Here is a 19,217-nt window from a genome sequence, read left to right on the forward strand (position 1 = left end):
AATGCAGGATTTTGATACGGATAAGAAAACAGAAGTATCCTGCCAGTTTATTACCTTCGTGCTCAAACGGTGTACTGGAATGATTCTTACACCATTTCCCGACCAAACATTTTAAATATTACAAGAAAAAATAAAACATGGCATCAGGATTTTTTGCGATTTTAGATGATATAGCATTTTTAATGGATGATGTTGCAATGGCAACAAAAGTGGCTACCCACAAAACCGTAGGAATTCTGGGTGATGATCTGGCGGTGAACGCCGAGAAGGCAACAGGTTTTCTGTCAGAAAGGGAATTACCCGTGTTGTGGGCTATAACCAAAGGATCGCTGGTTAATAAACTCATTATTGTTCCTGTGGCTTTGCTGCTCAATGTTTTCTTCCCGGTTGCTATCACCTACGTATTGCTTTTAGGTGGATTATATCTTGCTTATGAAGGTGTCGAAAAAATAATAGAATACTTCTTTCATCCGGCAAAAAAAGAGCACGCCGTTGTTCAGGATACAAAACCAGAAAGTGAGGGAAATACTATTGAGAATGAAAAAGGAAAAATAAAATCTGCGGTAACTACCGACTTTATCCTTTCAATAGAGATCGTCATCATTGCGCTCGGAAGTGTTCTCGATGAGACATTACCGATACAGATACTAACCGTTTCTGCCGTAGCGTTTTTAGCAACCATTGGTGTTTATGGCATTGTAGCCCTCATTGTGAGATCTGATGATGCAGGTTACAAACTGATCAAAAAATCAGATGGTAAAGGTTTCTTTTCAAAATTAGGCCATTTGCTGGTTAAGGCGCTTCCGGTTATTATTAAGATTTTAGGTGCCGTAGGAACGGTCGCTTTACTTCTGGTTTCCGGTGGTATTTTTGTCCATAACATTGAATACCTTCACCACTTCATGCCTGAACTTCCCTCGATGATCAAAGAATTTGCAATCGGTTTGGTATTTGGCCTGATTGTATTTTTGGTTATGACAGGATTCAAAAAAGTAGTTACGCTGGTTAAGCGGTAAGAATTGAGAAAATAGCACAAGTTTGTTTTTAAAAATAGTTATATTATAACAGGAGTAAAAGGAATATTTTCTTTTTACTCCTATTTTTATATCAGGCATTTTCCGGGATTTATATAATTTAGGAACTGCCAATAAATTGACTTTTGACCCACTATATTTTCACTACAATTGTCACAATTACCGCCTGAAATAGCCGCATTAACACCCTAACAACAAAACCTGTAAAAGTTATTTTTGTAAAAACATAAGAACCATGCGAAAACTAAAATTGCAGATGCAGATATCGGTTGATGGATTTGTTGCCGGACCAAATGGTGAAGAGGATTGGGTTTTGAGGGGATCAGACGAAAAACTTTTTGGGCTTATTAGTGCATTAGCCGATAGCTCGGACACCCTTCTTTTAGGCAGAAAAATGGCCGAGAAATTCATACCCCATTTTGAAGAATTTGAATCTGATAGTCCAAAAATAACTTTCGCTCAAAAAATGGTAAACATCCCGAAAGTTATTTTCAGCAGAACGCTTGATAAACCGTTTGGTAAAAATACTTCGCTGGCAAAAGGAAATCTGGCCGAAGAAATTGCCAGACTTAAAAATCAGGACGGAAAAGATATTTTGGTTTACGGAGGTGCAGGTTTTGTTTCTTCACTGATTGGCGGCGGTCACATTGACGAATTTTTTCTTTTTGTAAATCCGGTGCTGATCAATAAGGGAATGAGAATTTTTGACTTGCCTGACAAACGTCAAAAGCTGTCTTTAATTAGTGCCACAGCATATGAATGTGGTGTGACAGTAATTCATTACAAACTGAACAATGAATAAAAAATGGAAATCAATGAAAGTGGCGACAAGGCATCACAGCCAAACGACTTCACTACGTACTACCACGGTACCAAAGCAAACCTATCGACAGGTGATTTGATTGAAGTTGGATTTAATTCAAACTATGGTCAGGAGAAAAAAGCAAAATACATTTATCTGACCGCAACCCTGCCGGCCGCGATCTGGGGTGCCGAACTGGCTTTGGGTGAAGGCCGGGAGAGAATTTATATTGTGGAGCCGACCGGCCCGATAGAAGACGATCCCAATTTAACGGACAAAAAATTTCCTGGGAATCCTACAAAGTCATACCGCTCCCGCCATCCGTTCAGGGTAATTGGTGAAATTACAGATTGGCAGGGACACTCCCCGGAAGAACTTAAAACAATGAAAACAAATCTGGAAAAGCTCAAAAAACTTGGAATTGAGGCCATTGAAGATTGATTTTGAAGATTTAAGCATAATTGCGGGAAATCCCCTGACAACGCTCTGTTCTGCAAAATTTGTTTAATTTTGATGTAGTTTTACACGAGCAGTTTTTTTATTACAACCAGGAAATAGGTATAGGCACAATATTCCCTGATATTAATTTTATTATTATTTCCAATGCATGAAAACCTCTTGCTATATATAAACAAGAATGCTTCTCCCCCGCTTACAAGCGATGAAGAAGCACTTGTCGTGGCAGCTTTTCTCCCTAAAAAATACAGGAAAAAGCAATATTTTTTGCAGGAAGGTGATGTATGCAAATACGTAGGTTTTATAGTAAAAGGTGCTATGCGGCAATACAGCGTAGACGATAAAGGTACAGAGCATGTCGTCAATCTGTTTCTGGAAAACTGGTGGATCAGCGACCGCGAAAGTGCTGCAACGCTAACGCCTTCAAAATATAATATTGATGCCTGGGAGGACACAGAACTGCTTGTCGCAAAGGTGGCCGATATGGTGAACCTGATAGAAAAAATCCCTTTGTTTGGTCAAATGACAAGATTAATGGATCAAAGAAGTTTTATTGCGTCGCAAAGAAGGCTAAATTCAACCCTTAGCAATACAGCAGAAAAACGTTATGAAGAGTTCGTTGAAAACCATCCCAAATTCATTCAAAGATTTCCTCAGCACATCATTGCTTCTTATCTGGGGATTACAAAAGACACGTTAAGTCGTGTAAGAAAACAGGCTATAAAAAAATAAATCTCTCCACAGCGCGTGATACCTTTTGGCCAAATCGTGGCTGTAACGATCGCTCCAACATAATCTACTTACATATTCAGTTTACAAGTAAAAAAATCTTTCCCTGAACGATCTATCGTACCGGGAAAGATTTTTTTTATTCCATCCTTTTGCGTGGCATATGTTATACTCAAAGGTCACGCCAACATCATTTCCCTTTTCTGTTTTTCTCCTTTATAGATATTTGTCTACGCTTTTTTTCGCCATTTATCATCGTTGTTTGACTTGCTTCCGGGGCACCTTTGTATCGTTAATTCGATAAACGATTAGCATTAAACAATTACGAATGTCATGAAAGGTTTTCATTAATGATCAAGGACAAAACAGAAGTTGGTCAATGATAAAAAGCTGCACATGATATTATTACAATCAATATTCAACAATTCAAAAATGGAAACGAAAATAATAGTCGTACTCGGCGCAACCGGCGCACAAGGTAAAGGTGTGGTTGATGCACTTGTAAATGAAGGTTTATATCATGTTAAGGCAGTAACCCGCAATCCTGAAAAATATTTAGGGAACGCAAATGAAGCTGTTTTTGCAGATCTTAATAATACTGAATCACTAAAAGATGCTTTTAAGGATGCTTATGGCGTGTTTGTGGTAACCAACTTCTGGGAAGGAGCCGATGAAATTGAGCAGAGCAAAAATGCCATTGAAGCCGCAAAATCAGCTGGTGTGCAGCATTTTATCTGGTCAACACTTCCGGATGTGGAAGTAATCAGTCATGCTGAATTTGATGTTCCCCATTTCACAAATAAAGCCAAGGCTGATGATCTTGTAAAAAATGCGGGTTTCAGATATTCAACTTTGGTACAACCTCCATTTTATTTTCAAAACCTTACAGGTGCCATTCCCCCTCAGCCCAAACAGGATGGTACAACGGGCTGGACTTTACCGATTGATCCAACAATAAAGGCCATCCATATGGCCGATATCCATGATTTGGGTAAAGTAGTCGCCGGCGCATTTGCGCAGCCGGAGAAAGTTGGTAATGGGAATTATCTTTCACTTGCCACCGAGTTCAACAGCTTTAATGATATCATAGAAGCATATAAAGCAAACGGCCAGGATTATACCTTCACGCAGGTACCGGCAGCATTGTTTTCGACTTTTTTTGAAGGCGCAAAGGAATTTTCTGAAATGTTCGGATACTTTGAAAAATACACCTACATGGGGCCGGATCCTGAATCAAGGATTGCGTTGGCAAATGAAATTGCTACCAGCAAATTTGTAACGTTACGCGAATGGCTGACTGAAAACGTTCAGGAAGTTAAAGAATAAGGAACGCTCAATCTGCAAGTAAAATCGATTCTTTAACTTGCTACCCGTTTTTCAAGATAAATTTAGTTTGATGTATTTTCTTCCTTTGCAGGATTTACATCAAACTAAAAATTTATGGGGGAAACCGAATATCAAATCCGATAAAGCATCAAAACTTTATCAAAATTATCAAACACCCATTATAATTTTTCATCTCAAAAACTACGCAAAGCCAGCCTAATTGACTAAGTTCATTTTCTGAATAATACTTGCCTTTAAAATGGAGTTTTGGTGTAATGAAAAAAATATATTTTTTGCTTTTGACAGCGTTTATTAGTTGTAGTCCGGATTATGATACAAAATACTACAAGGCTATTTCTCTCGATAAAAAGGACACCGCGATATTGAAGTTGATAACGGCAAAAGGATCCTTTTATGGAGATTACAAGGTTATTTATGATGGCAGGTCGACGGATGAGGGTACAATCAGCGGCAATATCATTGGCGACACGCTGGTTGGGAATTTTCGCTATTTATCCAGAGACAATACAAAGCTAATTGACCCAATTGTATTCCTGAAAACCGGAAATAAATTAAAACTGGGAACTGGTGAAGCCGGAACCTACATGAATTTTCATGTTTATAAAAGGGGAACGGTATCGTTTGCTGACTCTTTACTTCAATTCCTGCCCGTTAAACCGGAAGAAGTGAGTAATTCGTTTAAAGTGATTTATTAAAACGCTACTTTTCAATATCAATACAAAATGTTTTAAAAGACGTGCAATAACGGGCAGCCCCGGATATTGCACGTCTTTATATTAATAAATCTCAGTAACCGATATCGAGAAAAGTTGGCCTCTCCAACTTATTGGGATCTCAAAAAAATATTATTTTTTAATAACCAGCGGAATTACCTTTTCACCGATCAGTTCAATCGAAGACATCAGTTGCTGGTGAGATAAACCTGCATTATCCATCTGAAAAGTGAACCGGTCAACACCTCCCAGGGCTTCACTGTGGCGTAGTAATTTTTCGGCAACCTGCTCAGGTCCACCTACTACCAGTACTCCCTTAGGCGCGATCAGACTATCAAACTGTGATTTTGTAACAGGAGGCCAGCCACGTTCTCTCCCCAGTTTCGTCCACAATTCAGCATAACCCGGATAATAATCTGCAACCGCTTTTTCGTCAGAGGCAGCCACATAACCCGGCGAGTGAAGTCCAACTTTCAACTGATCCGGTGCGTAACCTGCCCGTTTTCCTGCCTCACGGTAAAGGTCGATAAGCGGACGGAAGCGATGAGTTTCACCTCCAATAACTGCCACCATCAACGGCAGACCTAACGAACCTGCGCGCACGAATGATTCCGGCGTGCCGCCTACACCCAGCCAAACAGGTAATTTCTCCTGTAAAGGTCTTGGATAAACGGGTTGGTTATTCAAAGCCGGCCTGAACTTGCCAGACCATGTGACAAATTCCTGATCCCGGAGCAAAAGTAACAACTCTAACTTTTCCTTAAACAAGGCATCATAATTTTTCAGGTCAAAACCGAACAATGGATATGCATCAATGGCAGAACCACGACCGACAACAATCTCTGCCCTGCCTTTCGAGATCAGGTCAAGCGTAGCAAAACTCTGAAACACACGCACCGGGTCGGAAGTACTTAAAACCGTTACGGCACTGGACAGAAGGATCCTTTTGGTCCGGGCAGCCGCAGCGGCGAGTATGACCGCAGGAGCAGAATCCAAAAACTCCTTTTTATGATGTTCACCAATACCAAAATTATCTAAACCGGCCTGATCTGCCAATGTGATCCTGTCAAGCAACTGTTCCATCGCATCCACGCTGCTAAGCGTATTACTGCCATACATTGCCGAAGCGAAACTATCAATACCTATTTCCATCCTATTTTTATTTAAATCATCAACTTACAATTTTCAGCGCAGCGACGAAAGACGACAAACTGCTCTTTTTCAAAATATTATATCTCAATTTTTCAGGAAAGAGCCCCCGGAGGCGGACCACCTGCCGGCCTTGAATTGTCCTTCGGCAGCGGGACAAATTCCGCATTGTCGGTAGGTGGCAAGAGAATACGCCCCTGCTTCCAGTCTTCTTTCGCCTGCTCAATTCTTTCTTTACGGCTCGACACAAAATTCCACCAGATGTAGCGATCGCCCAGATGTTCGCCGCCCAGCATCATGAGCGTTGTAGTTTCTTTTGCTATGATGAGCGGATCTGCACCTTTGGAAAATACCAGCAATTTTCCTGCCGGATAACTGACTCCATTTAGTTCAATACTTCCTTTCACAATATACACACCCCGCTCGCTGTGTTCTTTCGGAATGCCAAACCGGGCACCCTGATCAAGTACAACATGCAGATAAAACAGCGGAGAATTTGTCTTTACATGACTTGTGAGGCCATAAGCGTCACCCGCTATCAAGCGCATCCATATACCCTTTTCTGTAAAAACAGGCAATTCCTCCGCTGTATAATTTTTAAAGGAAGGATCGGATTCTTCATCCTTTTCAGGCAGTGCTACCCAGGTCTGGATCATTTCAAGTCCACCAGCAGCCAGTATTGCCGGATCTTCAAAACGTTCGCTGTGCGCTATACCTTTCCCGGCATTCATCCAGTTCGCTTCGCCTGGTTTTATAAGTTGTTCAACACCAAGGCTATCCCGGTGTGTAACATTTCCTTTCAGCAAATAACTTACTGTCGACAACCCTATATGCGGGTGCGGAAGCACATCCAGATTGGTGGTTGCAGGCACGCTGATCGGGCCGCCATGATCCATAAATATAAAAGGGCCGACCATTCTTCTAAGTTGAAACGGAAGAATACGTTTTACAGAAAATCCGGGCGAAATAACCGCCTGACGGGATTCTATAACAATATCAAGCATGGCATTCAATTTTAAATTCCAAAACTAATCTACAAAAGTAAAAGTGAAATTAATGCTTTGTCCTGTCATGACTAGTTGATAAATGGCAACAAATTCCATCGACATTTGTCTATTGTTTGCTGGTTAAAACTAAATTCCTGCTTCCTTTGACAAAGAATGGATATAATCGGGTTAATAGGTTCGGTTAGGCGAGCAGGCCATTTTCCGTTCGAAAGATTTAAATGCTACCTGGACGGCTTGAAACATCCATGGCTTGTGGTTTACTGTCTACAACAATGCATATCCTTTTATATTACACTGTTTAACATCAAATATGGCTAAAATTGTAGATATAATTCTATAAAATAACACACTTTGGCACGATATTAGTAGAACAATGTCGACGTTGTGACAGACCTTCTTTTATTTTTTGCTAAATAAATACTTTCAACCAGGCCTCATATAGTATTCAATTGAACAATGATTTTACCAGACTGTCAGTCCGTCAAAATTCGAGGATTTTTTTGAGGCTTTATTTAACATGGGTGTTGTAACACCAATGTGATAAGTTATCAGAGCCATGAAAGAGAATATCCATATTAAGCCCACATAACCTATTGAGGAATTTGCTCTGTTTATATTTCCCGGTTCGTATATTAAAATACGTGATCCTTTTTTTAAATTTTCTTCTGATTTTTCTTTCGAACCTGCAACCTAATAATCAGGTTGGTAACTAATATTTAATATCAGAAGGCTAATGTCCTAACAATTAAATAGTTGACAAGCACCTCCGATAAAACACACCTTGCGTAAACAATTACATCAGTCCTATTTTATACTTATTGACGATAGAAAATAAGCATTTTAATAGCAAAATCTGAACTGATGGCCGATTGGCTGAATATTAGGTTTTATAGAATCATTCCTGAATGCTACTCGTGAAGACGACGTGCATTATTCCCTCCATAGTTAAGGTACCCGAAATCCTCGATAAAAATAAAAAAGATCGCATCCCAAATCCCCTTATTAATACCTATAACCTAAACATGATAGACCTTAAAATTTTATTTATTGAAAGCAGTTACATCGTTAGAGTCGGCTTACGAAAAATTATTGAAGAAAAATTCGAGTCAGGGGTATCTTTTGATACCTTATCACCAAACGCCCTGGCTCATTTCAAGCTTACAACAGATCACTATGACCTTGTTATCTTAGGATCAATTTCAAGAATAACCGCGTTGCTCATAGAGAAAATCAAGAGAAAAAACAGCAAAACCCAAATCCTGATATTTGCCGGCAAAATGGAATATTCGGATGCCATAAACTGCCTGTTGGGGGGGGCCGACGGCTATGTAACGCAAAATGCCGGGAGTGATGAAATTTTTGAGGCCATCAAATCGGTTTTAGCAGGACGACGATTTATATGTTTAAGTATGATGGAACAAATGGTGAATGAAACTTTAAAAGAAAGTAACGGAACCAGTCAAAAAAAATCGGGCAATACTGAATCCTGGACTTCCAGCCCATTCTACACATTAAGCAGCCGTCAATTCCAGATAGCTGAAAGAATGCTCCAGGGACAGTCGACGTCCACGATTGCAACCTCATTGGATATTGCTCATTCGACCCTGGCAACGCACAAGACGGTTATTTTTAAAAAACTTGGTGTAAAAACATTGGTAGAATTTGTAAACAAATATTATGACGAATTCAACAGTGGTATTGCAGAACCGTCATAATATTCTTAGGAAACATCATATCGTCAGAATTGTGTTTCTTGTTAATTCATGAATCAGAAGTAATCCATTCTGGTTTTTGATTCCGCTTATTCTCACTGATTATTTTAAGAGAGCCCGGCAGTTTTAATTACAACTATTTGCTGGCCTGAATTAAGGCAGCAAATAGTTGTAATTTATAGCGAAATGTAAAAGCATATAGGTCAAAAACCTGAATCCTATCCTTTATTTATAATCGATAGCAGACTTTATCTCGTCCTAAAATATCGGATGCCTATTTGGCAAGTTGCAGATCAGCTATACTTTTTATCCTGTTGCGTTCCAGAAATGCATCAATCGTTTCAAAATGCTCGATTACACGTTTGTCTTTAAACTCAAAGACTTTTTGTGACAGGCCTTGTAAAAAATCACGATCGTGGGAAACCAGCACCAACGTACCATCAAAGTTTCTTAGTGCTTCTTTCAAAACATCCTTTGATTTTAAATCCAGGTGATTCGTAGGCTCATCAAGAATTAACAGGTTCACAGGTTCCAAAAGCAACTTCACCATCGCAAGCCGAGTCTTTTCTCCACCCGACAAGACACTCACTTTTTTGTCAATGTCTTCACCCTGAAACATAAAGGCGCCCAAAATATTCTTGATCTGGGTTCTCACATCACCTTCGGCAACCTCGTCAACCGTCTGAAATATCGTCAGATTAGGGTCTAATAAGGACGCCTGGTTTTGCGCAAAATATCCAACCTTGGTATTATGTCCAAGCTGACAGGTGCCTTCCACATCTATCTGCCCCATGATAGCCTTGATCATCGTCGATTTTCCTTCACCATTCCGCCCAACAAAAGATACCTTCTCCCCTCTTGAAATCGTCATGCTTGCATTTTTAAACACAACCTGATCTCCGTAGGATTTTGAAACATCTTTCACGGTAACCGGGTAGTCGCCAGACCGTGGCGAAGGTGGAAAACGAAGTTTTAGAGAAGAATTATCAATTTCGTCAATTTCAATAATTTCCAGCTTCTCCAGCATGCGTTCACGGGAGGAAACCTGGTTGGTTTTGGAATATGTGCCGCGAAAGCGTTCAATAAATTGCATATTATCGGCAATCATTTTCTGCTGTTCCTGATATGCCTTCACCTGATGCGACCTGCGGTCTTCACGCAACTGCAAATAATGTGAATAGTTGGCTTTATAATCAAAAATCCGACCCATGGTTACTTCAATCGTCCGGTTGGTAATATTATCGATGAAGGCGCGGTCGTGGGAAATAACCATTACTGCATTTGCCTTATTCACTAAAAAATCTTCCAGCCACATCACCGATTCAATGTCTATATGGTTTGTAGGCTCATCCAGTAAAATAAGGTCTGGTTTTTGCAATAATATTTTGGCGAGCTCAATACGCATTCGCCACCCTCCACTGAATTCCTTGGTTTGTCTTTGAAAATCTTCCGGCCTGAATCCTAATCCTTTCAAGGCTTTCTCAACCTCCGCGTCATAATTGACTTCTTCCAGCTGGTAATATTTTTCACCTATTTCGGTAACCTGCTCAATGATGGCCATGTATTCATCACTGTCATAATCTGTGCGGGTTTCGAGGGCATAATTCAGTTTCTCCATTTCGGCACGCATTTCAAAAACCTGCCTGAATGCTTTGGCCGCTTCTTCAAAAACCGTACAGTTATCTTCAGTAAGTAAATGTTGCGGCAAATAAGCGATAACCGCATCCTTCGGTGCACGTACATGACCGCGATTGGCTTTTTGTTCACCCGCAATAATTTTCATCATTGTGGATTTCCCCGCTCCGTTTTTACCCATAAGGGCAATTTTATCAGTAGGATTTATAACGAAGGACACTTCGCTAAAAAGTACAGAACCGCTAAATTCAACGGCCAAATTTTCAATTGTAATCATCTTCTCATTTTTTGGAGCCGCAAAGCTACGATTATACAATTGAAAGAAACGAAAAAAGTAAACTTTTAACGCTTCTCTGGACATCACTTCTTAGCCCGCAGATCCAGGTTATGAAAGACAAAAATCCTGAGCACATTATTGCTGTTGAAATGATTTCCGGAAGGAAGCTGCTGAAACTGGTTCATGTAACCGACCTGCAAATTCAGTCCCTTTGTAAACTGGTAACCCAAACCGACAAAAAAGCGGTTCTGGTCAAAGAGGTTATAGGTAATCTGTTTGCCGGCATTGATATGGATTTCGTCATTGAAAGCAAAAAACAAAGTTTTAGGTTCAATAAAGTCTCTGTTCAACGGCACCATCAGATTTAAAAGATAACGAAACCTGAAATTAAAGTTCGAACCGTCGAGCAATTGATCGTTGGCAATTTTACGATTAAAACGTTCTTCAAGACGGATCCACTGCTGGGTTTGCAGACGCTTCTGACGGCTGGTCCAGAGTACTTGCTGCCAGAGCCTGTTTTCCGGCCGGACTGTGTGCAAGCCAGCGGCAGGGAAACTGCGGGCATAGGTATAACCGGCTGTGAAACGAAGATGATCATTTGCGTAATAGGTAATGCCGGGGCGAATAAGCTGGGCAGACCAGCGGTCGAGAAAATCTGTCCTCCTGGCGTGGACATCCAGCCAGATACCCCATTTATCGGTCAGCCTGGTCTGGTTAAAGTAACCCAGCCAAACGCCGCTTTGTTTATTGACCTGCTTTTGACCCCAGGATGGAATTGAAAAAAGGACAAACAGTAGTAGAACAAATTTTTTCATGAAAACAGGTTAAAAAATATTTATAAATAAGTTTTGATAAAAAATCCGAGAATTGCGGCTATCAGGATGATATATGGTTCCTTTAATTTTTTAATATAAATGAGTGAGAGTATCGTGACGATTGCAATAGCAGCCGACGCAGGATCGACAATTGAACGTGTGGCAATGACGAAGACGGATCCAACCAGTGCACCAACCACAGCTGCTGTAATGCCATCCACAAATGCTTTGATACTGGCGTTTTTTGCAATCTTTTTGAAGTAAGGTGCGGGGAGAACTGTAAAAACAAAACAAGGTAGAAATACGCCCAAAGCTGCAACAACTGCCCCGGAAAATCCGGAAACCAAAAAACCGATGAAACCGACGGTGATAACGACCGGCCCTGGCGTGATCATGGCCACCGCGACGGAATCCAGAAACTGCTGTTCGTTAAGCCAGCCCATTTCACCAACAACTCCCGCCTGCAAAAATGGGATAATTGCCAGTCCGCTTCCGAAAACAAATGCTCCCGCCTCCGTGAAAAATAATCCAAGTTTAACAAGTTCCCCTGGCTCATATTGCCAGAATCCGGTTCCAGCCAAAAGAATAATTGATAACGATGTATCCTTTCTTCGCAGCCATTCCGGAGGTGCTTTCACGAACATGTAAATAAAGCCCAAAATCAAAAATAGCCAGACTTCCTCTCTTTCTGTGATAGCAGTAACGATTGCCATTATTAAAAAGAACAGCCACAAAATCCACCTGCTTTTGATTGCTTCGATTTCGAGTTTACTAACCGTTTTTACCGTCAGTTTATAACAGCTCAGGGAGATAATACCAATCACAGCAGAACCTACCCCGTAAAACACAGACTGCATCCACGGAAGTCCGCCATATAGTTTATAGGCCATGCCCAGTAAAACGACCATAATAAAGGATGGAAGTACAAAAGCCAGCCCGGTCAGCGTTGCGCCCCATACACCGTAATGTACATATCCAAGATATATTCCCAGCTGAGCGGCTAACGGTCCGGGTGCAAGCTGTGCAAGTGCCAGGCCCTCACGGTATTCATCTTCGCTGATCCATTTACGGTCTTCGACCAGGTCCCGGTGCATATAACCGATCAGCGCAACGGGGCCTCCGAAGCCTAGTGTCCCCAGTTTTAGAAAGTACTTGGTTAAGGCGAGCAGGCTATAAATATTCGGCTGATTCTCTAATTCAATATTTTGACTGACCATACGAATTGCGATTTGCATTGCAATACTACCTCAGACACTTTTAAAATAATAGAATGAAAATGACGATTTGTACAGGAATTACTTTTTATGCAAACTTTTTCTAAACTTCGATGGATTCTGACCTGTATGCGCCTTGAAAATCCTGTTAAAATGACTTTGATCGGAGAATCCTGTTAAATAGGCGATCTCGGATAAGGTATGATTATCGTTTGAAAGCAGATCAACCGCTTTCTCTATCCTGAGCTTACGAATATATTCCCCAAAGGAAAGGTTACTGAAATACTTGGAGAATTCTCTTGACACGTAGGACGGATGAATCTGTAACCCTTCCGCAATTTCTTTCAGACTTAAACTAAGATTTGTATCTATCTGGTCCTGTATGATGTCTTTAAGCTCATGAGCCCATTTTGGGGTTTTAATCTCTTCAGACTTCTGTTTGTCAAGATATGTATTGAAAACTGCCAGCAGCAGCTTCTCAGAAGGGCTCTGCGTATGCTTTTGGTTTTGCAGATGTTTTGCCCAGCTATACAGTGAATCATAAATGAGCATGCCTTTTTCCAGCAGCTCCTGGTCATCGGTAATGTTATATGCCAATCCCGCAGAGATTGCCCATAATCCAGCCGACTGGCTTGCAAGTGAATGATTATCGGTATCTGCGCCCCGGATGATCGTTGCCATATCCTTCAACGCCGGATCTTCTATTTCATATTTTTCCAGAAAGAAATCAAAAGTGCAGCGGTCTTCGTAATGCGTAAATTCTGTGTCCGGAATATCAAAAGGTGTTGCATCAAGTTCGAGGGCTTTAGCCCGGACCTGATCAAACGGAACATAAAAAATCTGCGCATCCGGATCAATAAACCTTTTGATCAGCCAGGGACAGGCGATGCGGTCAATTTTAGGTCGTTCACGAGTGATCCAGTTCATTCAGATTGTAGCCATTACCATTTTAATAATATTTTCTTAAACGCTATCTTACAAGCAAGCTATGACAAATCATACGAACATTTTACAATAGGCGAAACATATCTAATTTTGAAATGAACCTGTTGAATCTAAATAAACAGAATATCCATCCGGTTATTGAAATTACTGAAACAACCGGCTATTCATATTCAAAATGCCAAAGCCTGCTTGAAAAGACTCATAATATATTCAAGGTTTGTTGTGTCCCGAATCCTGATCTCGTAATCACCATTTCCCCAATGCCCAACATTTGAAACATCCCTGCTCAACAATTTAGGATCATCCAGCTTTCCGATTTTCAGATTGATCCAGAATTTCAGTTCCGATTTCAAAACCAGTACATCCGCAAATACCTTACCTTTTTGTGTAAAGCCAATGACCATTTTCTGCGGTTTGATTTCAATATCTGCGCCCAGATTCAGTATGGCATTTTTGTAGATTTCGTACAACTCCACCGTCGTTTCACTCTTGCCAAGTAAATGATCTTCTTCCGAATAGGTTTTGATTTCTTTGGCCAGTTTACTGATTTCTGACCCTTCAGTCTTCTGCATGGATCCGATACTCGATGCAGATTTCGACTTCTTTATCTGGTTAATCGTAATTACATCATGCTCAAACTGCTTGATTTCCCAAAGTTCAATCCCCAGATCTTTGAAATTGGTTGACTGCTTTTGAAAATCCGTAAACGACGGCGACACAAACATAATCCGGCTCTGCGACCAGTCTACATCCGTTCGTTTGAGATTTGCACCATGCACTTCATTATACTCCATGATAAAATCTGCCCGGTATTCCAGCATCATGTTCAGATAGGATACACCCTGATCGACAACGCTGTAATTCTGGCTGCGCTTGTATTCAATAATCACAAAGGCATTGCTTTCCTTATCAAAAGCAAGGGTATCGATGCGGCGGCTCTGGATCGAAAACTCTGATTTGACCAGTTTTAAACTGCTGAGTAATTCGAGATTTTGTTCAAAGAGGTTTTGGATGTTGCGTTTCAGTTTGAAGGGGATTTCGCGGAGGGTAGACAGGGTTTGTTTGTTGTTTTTGAAAATTTGCATACAACTCGTCTACTTTAAATCACTTCTTGGGATACTTTTAATCTATTTTACTAGGTAATTTCTCAACAAAGCCTTTATTCGATTAATATATTTTTTTTGACGCAGATCAAAATCATTGCCACTCAAAAACTTCCATTTCTCATTATTTGCCTTGATATATTTAAAGTCAGTGAGGTAAGCTCTAAAACAAAATTCGAATATATAATTTTGATATTCGAGCAGCTCTAAATAGTACTTGCTCACCTCCAGAGAAAAGAGGATTGACTGTTGGATAATTCTGTTTTCACCTTCATTGATAACCAGGCACTTACTAATTTTGGAGGTATCTAAATGACTAAATTTGCTCAGCTCACCATAAAGTAAACCCACCCTGGGAATAAATTTCTTTAAAACAGTAATAGATTTGGTAGGAGACATGAAATTTGCTATCTCATTACCAGAGACTAATGACGCCGTGTAGGCATAAGCCAGTTGCTCCATAAAGAAACGAATCAAGGCGAAAGCTTCAAAATAAAAGCCAAATTTAATATGGTAGTGAATTGATTTAATTGTTGTACGGAGTCTTTGGAAGACGGCTTCACAAGCTAAGCTTGATTTTGTTCCATCATTAAAATTACATTGTTTAAGTCTATCCAATATTTCCTCATTAACCGATACAGAGAAATCCAGAATCTCTTGAATTAAATCAAATTCCTCAATTTTAGGTTTTGTTTTTCTTTCCTCTTCAAAACCATCCATCATAGTTTTCAGAGTATAATCCACAGACTTATTACCTAGCATTATTGCCATCTGAGATGCAACGAAATATTTTTCCGCATGAATAGACATATCATTTGGCACTAAAAATGGACTTGTCCATATCCAAACGATTCGAAACTTGCTCATGTCCAACTCGAATGAGTTGCGATCCAAAATATCCATACTTTGCCAAATTACTTCTCTCAAAAAATAATAACTTCACACCGCCCCCAACACCCGTTTTAATGAATCAATAAAAGCCATCTTCGTAGCATCATCCTTCGATATCGCCCGGTAAAGGTCAAGCTCATTCCGGCGCTGCTTGCCCATTACTTCTTCAAAAATTCTTCTGAAAGCAAGCTCCCGGTTTTGAACATCCGGATTGTTTAAATACTTTTCCTCATAATCCGGGTGGACCTGAATGGATTTTGCAAGACTTACGAATTTCACGCGCTGCTCCTCCGGCGTGGCTTCCCAGCCCTGAAACCAACGTTCATTAAAACTGTTGACAATAAGCTCCAACGGATCTTCGGTCGCATCAGATCCATGCGCTCCCCGCGGATTTGGATTTTGTGGTTCCAATTCCGTTTCAGAAGCATCCAGGCTGATCGATGCATTCAACTTCACACGTTCCAATCCGTATGTTGAAAGATCAACCGAGTCGAGAAGTTCGTCATAAAGCTTTTCGTTCCCCGTTTTGATAATAAGTTTCGGAATCAAAAATTTCAAAAACCAAAACAGCTTTTCCCAGTTAACAATCTCATAAGGAAGTATGGATGCCATTTGTCCGTATATTTTCACAAACTGTTTGGCCAGGATCTTAATCTCTGCCTTGCCATTATCATCCAGTTCCAGATCTGAATTAAATCGTTGTGCGGCGATGTCAATAATAACACTGAGTTCCTGTGCATCGACACCTTTGAAATACTTATCAATAAAATCTTCAACCTCCGCCCATTCATATACGCCGGTTTCGTCAAGCGTATTTTTAATATCGTGTAATACGTTTACGTCCGTTGCAGAATTGAGTGTTGTGGAAGTGTAAAAAGGATCAAAAGCAGCCTTAATTTCGTCAGTCGAATTGAAAAAATCAAGTACAAATAAATCTTCGGTTTTCTTTCCCAGCTGGTCAGCAGAGCGGTTTAGCCGGCTCAGTGCCTGAACAGCCAAAACTCCCTGCAACTTTTTATCGACATACATGGCTGAAAGTTTCGGCTGATCGAAACCGGTCAGATACTTGTTGGCCACCACCAGCATACGATACTCATCCATATTGAAATACCTCGCAATTTTGTCGCTGATATAACCCGGATCACTGGGTTTTGCCGAATCGAGTGCCGATGGAAAATTATTGATTACGTCCTCTGTATATTCAATTCCGTCAACTTCCTTCTTTCCTGAAAACGCAATGGCAATACTGAACGGATTGCCTCTGTCGTTCAACAATTGTTTGAGCGCAAAATAATATCTGACAGCCGACTCAATACTCTGAGTCACCACCATCGCCTTGGCTTTTCCTTTCAGTTTTTTGGTATTGACCACTTTTGAAATAAAATGATCAAGCATAATTTCAGCCTTGGTGCCAATGGTCTGCCGGTGCTGCTCCACAAAACCTTTGAGTTTTTTCTGTGCTTTTGCCGTATCAAAAAGTGGGTTGTCCTCTATGGACTTTTCGATTTCGTAATAACTTCGGTACGTGGTATAATTGGCCAGGACATCCAGAATAAAACCTTCCTCAATCGCCTGTTTCATAGAATACAAATGGAAAGGCCGGAAACCGCCGCTTTCTGTCGGAACGCCAAACTTTTCGAGCGTGCTGTTTTTCGGTGTTGCTGTAAAGGCAAAGTAAGACGCATTTCCGCGCATTTTCCTTGACTGCATAATTTCAATAATTTTATCCTGCGGATCCGGATCTTCTTCCTCGTTTGACGCACTTCCCAGCGCTCTGTTCATATTGTCAGCCGCGGTTCCGCTTTGGCTTCCATGTGCTTCGTCAATGATCACAGCGAAACGCTTATCGCTCAGATCGGCAATTCCGTCTACAATGAATGGAAATTTTTGAATGGTCGTAATGATTATCCGTTTCCCGCTCTCAAAACTTTCTTTCAGTTCTTTGGACGAATAGGCTGGCGCAACAATATTTTTCACCTCGGAAAACTCGCGGATATTTTCCCGCAGCTGTTTGTCGAGTAACCTTCTGTCGGTCACCACGATCACTGAATCAAATAGCGGGTTTTCTACACCTTTGCTGCCCGACACCTGATCGTTTTCAGGATAAGTTTCAATCAGCTGATAGGCTGCCCAGGTTATAGAGTTTGACTTACCCGACCCTGCTGAATGTTGTATCAGATAACTTTTCCCAACGCCGTATTTACTGGTATCGGTGATCAGTTTCCTGACCACATCCATCTGGTGATACCGTGGAAAATACAGGCGCTTTTTCGCCAGCGGATCGGTATCTTTTCCATCAAACCTGACAAAATGCTGCATGATATTAGCTACACTTTGCCGGGTCAGCACTTCGTTCCAGAGATACGCCGTCTTATGCCCGAAATGATTTACAGGATTTCCTTTTCCAAAATCATTTCCAAGGTTGAAAGGAAGAAAAAAGGTATTTTTCCCATCCAGTTTTGTAGTCATATAGGCCTCGTCTGTATCCACCGCAAAATGCACGATACAACGGCCAAAATTTAGTAAGGGCTGGTTTATGTCCCGATCATTTTTATATTGATTTTGCCCATGAAACTTAGCATTTTGTCCGGTCCACTGGTTTTTAAGTTCCATGGTGGCAAAGGGCAAACCGTTCACAAATAGCACCATATCAATTTCCTCGCCCGGTTTGGTAAGGGAGTAACGTACCTGACGGGTTACGCTAAACTGGTTGCTTTCAAAATTCTGCTTGATCACTTCGCTGCTGCTGGCTAGTGGCAACACGTATAAAAATGTAAAATGCGCATCTTCAACATCCAGTCCTTTTCGCAGTATCCGGATAATTCCGTTCTTCTTCAGCATCCGGTCCAGGCGTTCCAGTATTTTCAGTTTCCAGTCGCTTTGTTTCTGCAATTTGGCCAGCTCATCTTTCTGGGTGGTTTCCAGAAAATCCCAAAGCCGAACTTCGTCCACCGCATAACGCGCATTGAAATCTCGGGCCAATCCCAGATAATAACCCTGTCCGCTTCTATACAAAGGCTCGCGCTCTTCGAAAGACGAAACGGGTGAAGTTGGTTTTATATATTCTTCCAGGGTTGTGCCTGTCAATTTCTTTTCAATGGTTGCTTCGAGGGCGGCTTCGTTCGTTGAGCTTGGCATTAGTGTGATTTTAAATTGTGCGGACTTTGATTCGTTTGATTGCTGTTTGTCTGTACTTTGATTCTTTTGATTTTTTTGATTGTTATGATTCTTGACTGTGTTTTTTCGATTTTAGTGATTACTGGGTTTATTGGGATTATCTGAATTTAACTTTTTATTTAGTAATCTTTTGAAATTCAGGCTGGTTTCCTACTTCCATATGTCTGTACTTTGATTCTTTTGATTTTTTTGATTGCTGTGATTTTTGACT

16 protein-coding genes are annotated in these 19,217 nt (G+C 40.8%); 7 read left to right on the forward strand and 9 right to left on the reverse strand.

Going from position 1 to position 19,217, the window contains the following annotated elements:
* The first annotated feature begins 137 nt into the window (after positions 1–137).
* The 6 genes from LXL81_RS10025 (at position 138) to LXL81_RS10050 (ending at position 5,063) form a co-directional block, all read left to right on the forward strand.
* Complete coding sequence (locus tag LXL81_RS10025; RefSeq protein WP_234646646.1) at positions 138–1,016, forward strand: DUF808 family protein; 879 nt, start codon at positions 138–140, stop codon at positions 1,014–1,016.
* Between the two features lie 253 nt (positions 1,017–1,269).
* Complete coding sequence (locus LXL81_RS10030) at positions 1,270–1,836, forward strand: dihydrofolate reductase family protein (protein WP_234646647.1); 567 nt, start codon at positions 1,270–1,272, stop codon at positions 1,834–1,836.
* Between the two features lie 3 nt (positions 1,837–1,839).
* Positions 1,840–2,277 (forward strand): NAD(+)--rifampin ADP-ribosyltransferase, encoded by a 438-nt coding sequence (arr, locus tag LXL81_RS10035; protein ID WP_234646648.1) that lies wholly within the window; start codon positions 1,840–1,842, stop codon positions 2,275–2,277.
* Between the two features lie 162 nt (positions 2,278–2,439).
* Complete coding sequence (locus LXL81_RS10040) at positions 2,440–3,024, forward strand: Crp/Fnr family transcriptional regulator (RefSeq protein ID WP_234646649.1); 585 nt, start codon at positions 2,440–2,442, stop codon at positions 3,022–3,024.
* Positions 3,025–3,453: 429 nt separating this feature from the next.
* Positions 3,454–4,347, forward strand: a complete 894-nt coding sequence (locus LXL81_RS10045; RefSeq protein WP_234646650.1) for an NmrA/HSCARG family protein — start codon at positions 3,454–3,456, stop codon at positions 4,345–4,347.
* 275 nt (positions 4,348–4,622) lie between these two features.
* On the forward strand, positions 4,623–5,063 hold the full coding sequence (locus tag LXL81_RS10050; RefSeq protein ID WP_234646651.1) for a hypothetical protein: 441 nt from the start codon (positions 4,623–4,625) through the stop codon (positions 5,061–5,063).
* A 150-nt stretch (positions 5,064–5,213) separates the two neighbouring features.
* Here the strand turns inward: LXL81_RS10050 and LXL81_RS10055 are convergent, their stop codons facing one another.
* Together LXL81_RS10055 and LXL81_RS10060 are read right to left on the reverse strand one after the other, a co-directional pair.
* On the reverse strand, positions 5,214–6,233 hold the full coding sequence (locus LXL81_RS10055; RefSeq protein WP_234646652.1) for an Atu2307/SP_0267 family LLM class monooxygenase: 1,020 nt from the start codon (positions 6,231–6,233) through the stop codon (positions 5,214–5,216).
* A gap of 92 nt (positions 6,234–6,325) precedes the next feature.
* A complete protein-coding gene (locus tag LXL81_RS10060; RefSeq protein WP_234646653.1) occupies positions 6,326–7,234 on the reverse strand; it encodes a pirin family protein in 909 nt (302 codons plus the stop codon).
* Between the two features lie 1,025 nt (positions 7,235–8,259).
* Here LXL81_RS10060 and LXL81_RS10065 point away from each other — a divergent pair.
* Positions 8,260–8,952: a response regulator transcription factor gene (locus tag LXL81_RS10065; protein ID WP_234646654.1), complete on the forward strand. Its 693-nt coding sequence runs from the start codon at positions 8,260–8,262 to the stop codon at positions 8,950–8,952.
* 271 nt (positions 8,953–9,223) lie between these two features.
* On the opposite strand, the gene LXL81_RS10070 is transcribed toward LXL81_RS10065, so the two are convergent.
* The 7 genes from LXL81_RS10070 to LXL81_RS10100 all read right to left on the reverse strand — a co-directional run bounded on the left by LXL81_RS10070 (position 9,224) and on the right by LXL81_RS10100 (position 18,967).
* The gene (locus tag LXL81_RS10070) at positions 9,224–10,861 is read right to left on the reverse strand and encodes an ABC-F family ATP-binding cassette domain-containing protein (protein WP_234646655.1); all 1,638 of its coding nucleotides are present in this window, start codon (positions 10,859–10,861) and stop codon (positions 9,224–9,226) included.
* Between the two features lie 83 nt (positions 10,862–10,944).
* Positions 10,945–11,676, reverse strand: coding sequence for a DUF2490 domain-containing protein (locus tag LXL81_RS10075; RefSeq protein WP_234646656.1), 732 nt, complete (start codon positions 11,674–11,676; stop codon positions 10,945–10,947).
* A 20-nt stretch (positions 11,677–11,696) separates the two neighbouring features.
* Positions 11,697–12,911 carry a chromate transporter gene (locus LXL81_RS10080; RefSeq protein ID WP_234646657.1) on the reverse strand — a complete coding sequence of 405 codons (1,215 nt, stop codon included), beginning with the start codon at positions 12,909–12,911 and terminating at the stop codon, positions 11,697–11,699.
* A 60-nt stretch (positions 12,912–12,971) separates the two neighbouring features.
* Positions 12,972–13,817 (reverse strand): chromate resistance protein ChrB domain-containing protein, encoded by an 846-nt coding sequence (locus LXL81_RS10085; protein ID WP_234646658.1) that lies wholly within the window; start codon positions 13,815–13,817, stop codon positions 12,972–12,974.
* A 188-nt stretch (positions 13,818–14,005) separates the two neighbouring features.
* A complete protein-coding gene (locus LXL81_RS10090) occupies positions 14,006–14,920 on the reverse strand; it encodes a DUF5655 domain-containing protein (RefSeq protein ID WP_234646659.1) in 915 nt (304 codons plus the stop codon).
* Between the two features lie 42 nt (positions 14,921–14,962).
* Positions 14,963–15,805 (reverse strand): hypothetical protein, encoded by an 843-nt coding sequence (locus tag LXL81_RS10095; RefSeq protein WP_234646660.1) that lies wholly within the window; start codon positions 15,803–15,805, stop codon positions 14,963–14,965.
* A gap of 72 nt (positions 15,806–15,877) precedes the next feature.
* Positions 15,878–18,967: a type I restriction endonuclease subunit R gene (locus tag LXL81_RS10100; RefSeq protein WP_234646661.1), complete on the reverse strand. Its 3,090-nt coding sequence runs from the start codon at positions 18,965–18,967 to the stop codon at positions 15,878–15,880.
* Positions 18,968–19,217 lie beyond the last annotated feature (250 nt).

The sequence above is a fragment of the Dyadobacter sp. CY356 genome (genome assembly GCF_021440195.1).
Taxonomy (GTDB): domain Bacteria; phylum Bacteroidota; class Bacteroidia; order Cytophagales; family Spirosomataceae; genus Dyadobacter.

Excerpts from the sequence above, each read along its gene's own strand:
- LXL81_RS10025 (WP_234646646.1), top strand. The coding sequence starts at position 138 with ATGGCATCAGGATTTTTTGCGATTTTAGATGATATAGCATTTTTAATG.
- LXL81_RS10030 (WP_234646647.1), top strand. The coding sequence starts at position 1,270 with ATGCGAAAACTAAAATTGCAGATGCAGATATCGGTTGATGGATTTGTT.
- arr (WP_234646648.1), top strand. The coding sequence starts at position 1,840 with ATGGAAATCAATGAAAGTGGCGACAAGGCATCACAGCCAAACGACTTC.
- LXL81_RS10040 (WP_234646649.1), top strand. The coding sequence starts at position 2,440 with ATGCATGAAAACCTCTTGCTATATATAAACAAGAATGCTTCTCCCCCG.
- LXL81_RS10045 (WP_234646650.1), top strand. The coding sequence starts at position 3,454 with ATGGAAACGAAAATAATAGTCGTACTCGGCGCAACCGGCGCACAAGGT.
- LXL81_RS10050 (WP_234646651.1), top strand. The coding sequence starts at position 4,623 with ATGAAAAAAATATATTTTTTGCTTTTGACAGCGTTTATTAGTTGTAGT.
- LXL81_RS10055 (WP_234646652.1), bottom strand. The coding sequence starts at position 6,233 with ATGGAAATAGGTATTGATAGTTTCGCTTCGGCAATGTATGGCAGTAAT.
- LXL81_RS10060 (WP_234646653.1), bottom strand. The coding sequence starts at position 7,234 with ATGCTTGATATTGTTATAGAATCCCGTCAGGCGGTTATTTCGCCCGGA.
- LXL81_RS10065 (WP_234646654.1), top strand. The coding sequence starts at position 8,260 with ATGATAGACCTTAAAATTTTATTTATTGAAAGCAGTTACATCGTTAGA.
- LXL81_RS10070 (WP_234646655.1), bottom strand. The coding sequence starts at position 10,861 with ATGATTACAATTGAAAATTTGGCCGTTGAATTTAGCGGTTCTGTACTT.
- LXL81_RS10075 (WP_234646656.1), bottom strand. The coding sequence starts at position 11,676 with ATGAAAAAATTTGTTCTACTACTGTTTGTCCTTTTTTCAATTCCATCC.
- LXL81_RS10080 (WP_234646657.1), bottom strand. The coding sequence starts at position 12,911 with ATGCAAATCGCAATTCGTATGGTCAGTCAAAATATTGAATTAGAGAAT.
- LXL81_RS10085 (WP_234646658.1), bottom strand. The coding sequence starts at position 13,817 with ATGAACTGGATCACTCGTGAACGACCTAAAATTGACCGCATCGCCTGT.
- LXL81_RS10090 (WP_234646659.1), bottom strand. The coding sequence starts at position 14,920 with ATGCAAATTTTCAAAAACAACAAACAAACCCTGTCTACCCTCCGCGAA.
- LXL81_RS10095 (WP_234646660.1), bottom strand. The coding sequence starts at position 15,805 with ATGAGCAAGTTTCGAATCGTTTGGATATGGACAAGTCCATTTTTAGTG.
- LXL81_RS10100 (WP_234646661.1), bottom strand. The coding sequence starts at position 18,967 with ATGCCAAGCTCAACGAACGAAGCCGCCCTCGAAGCAACCATTGAAAAG.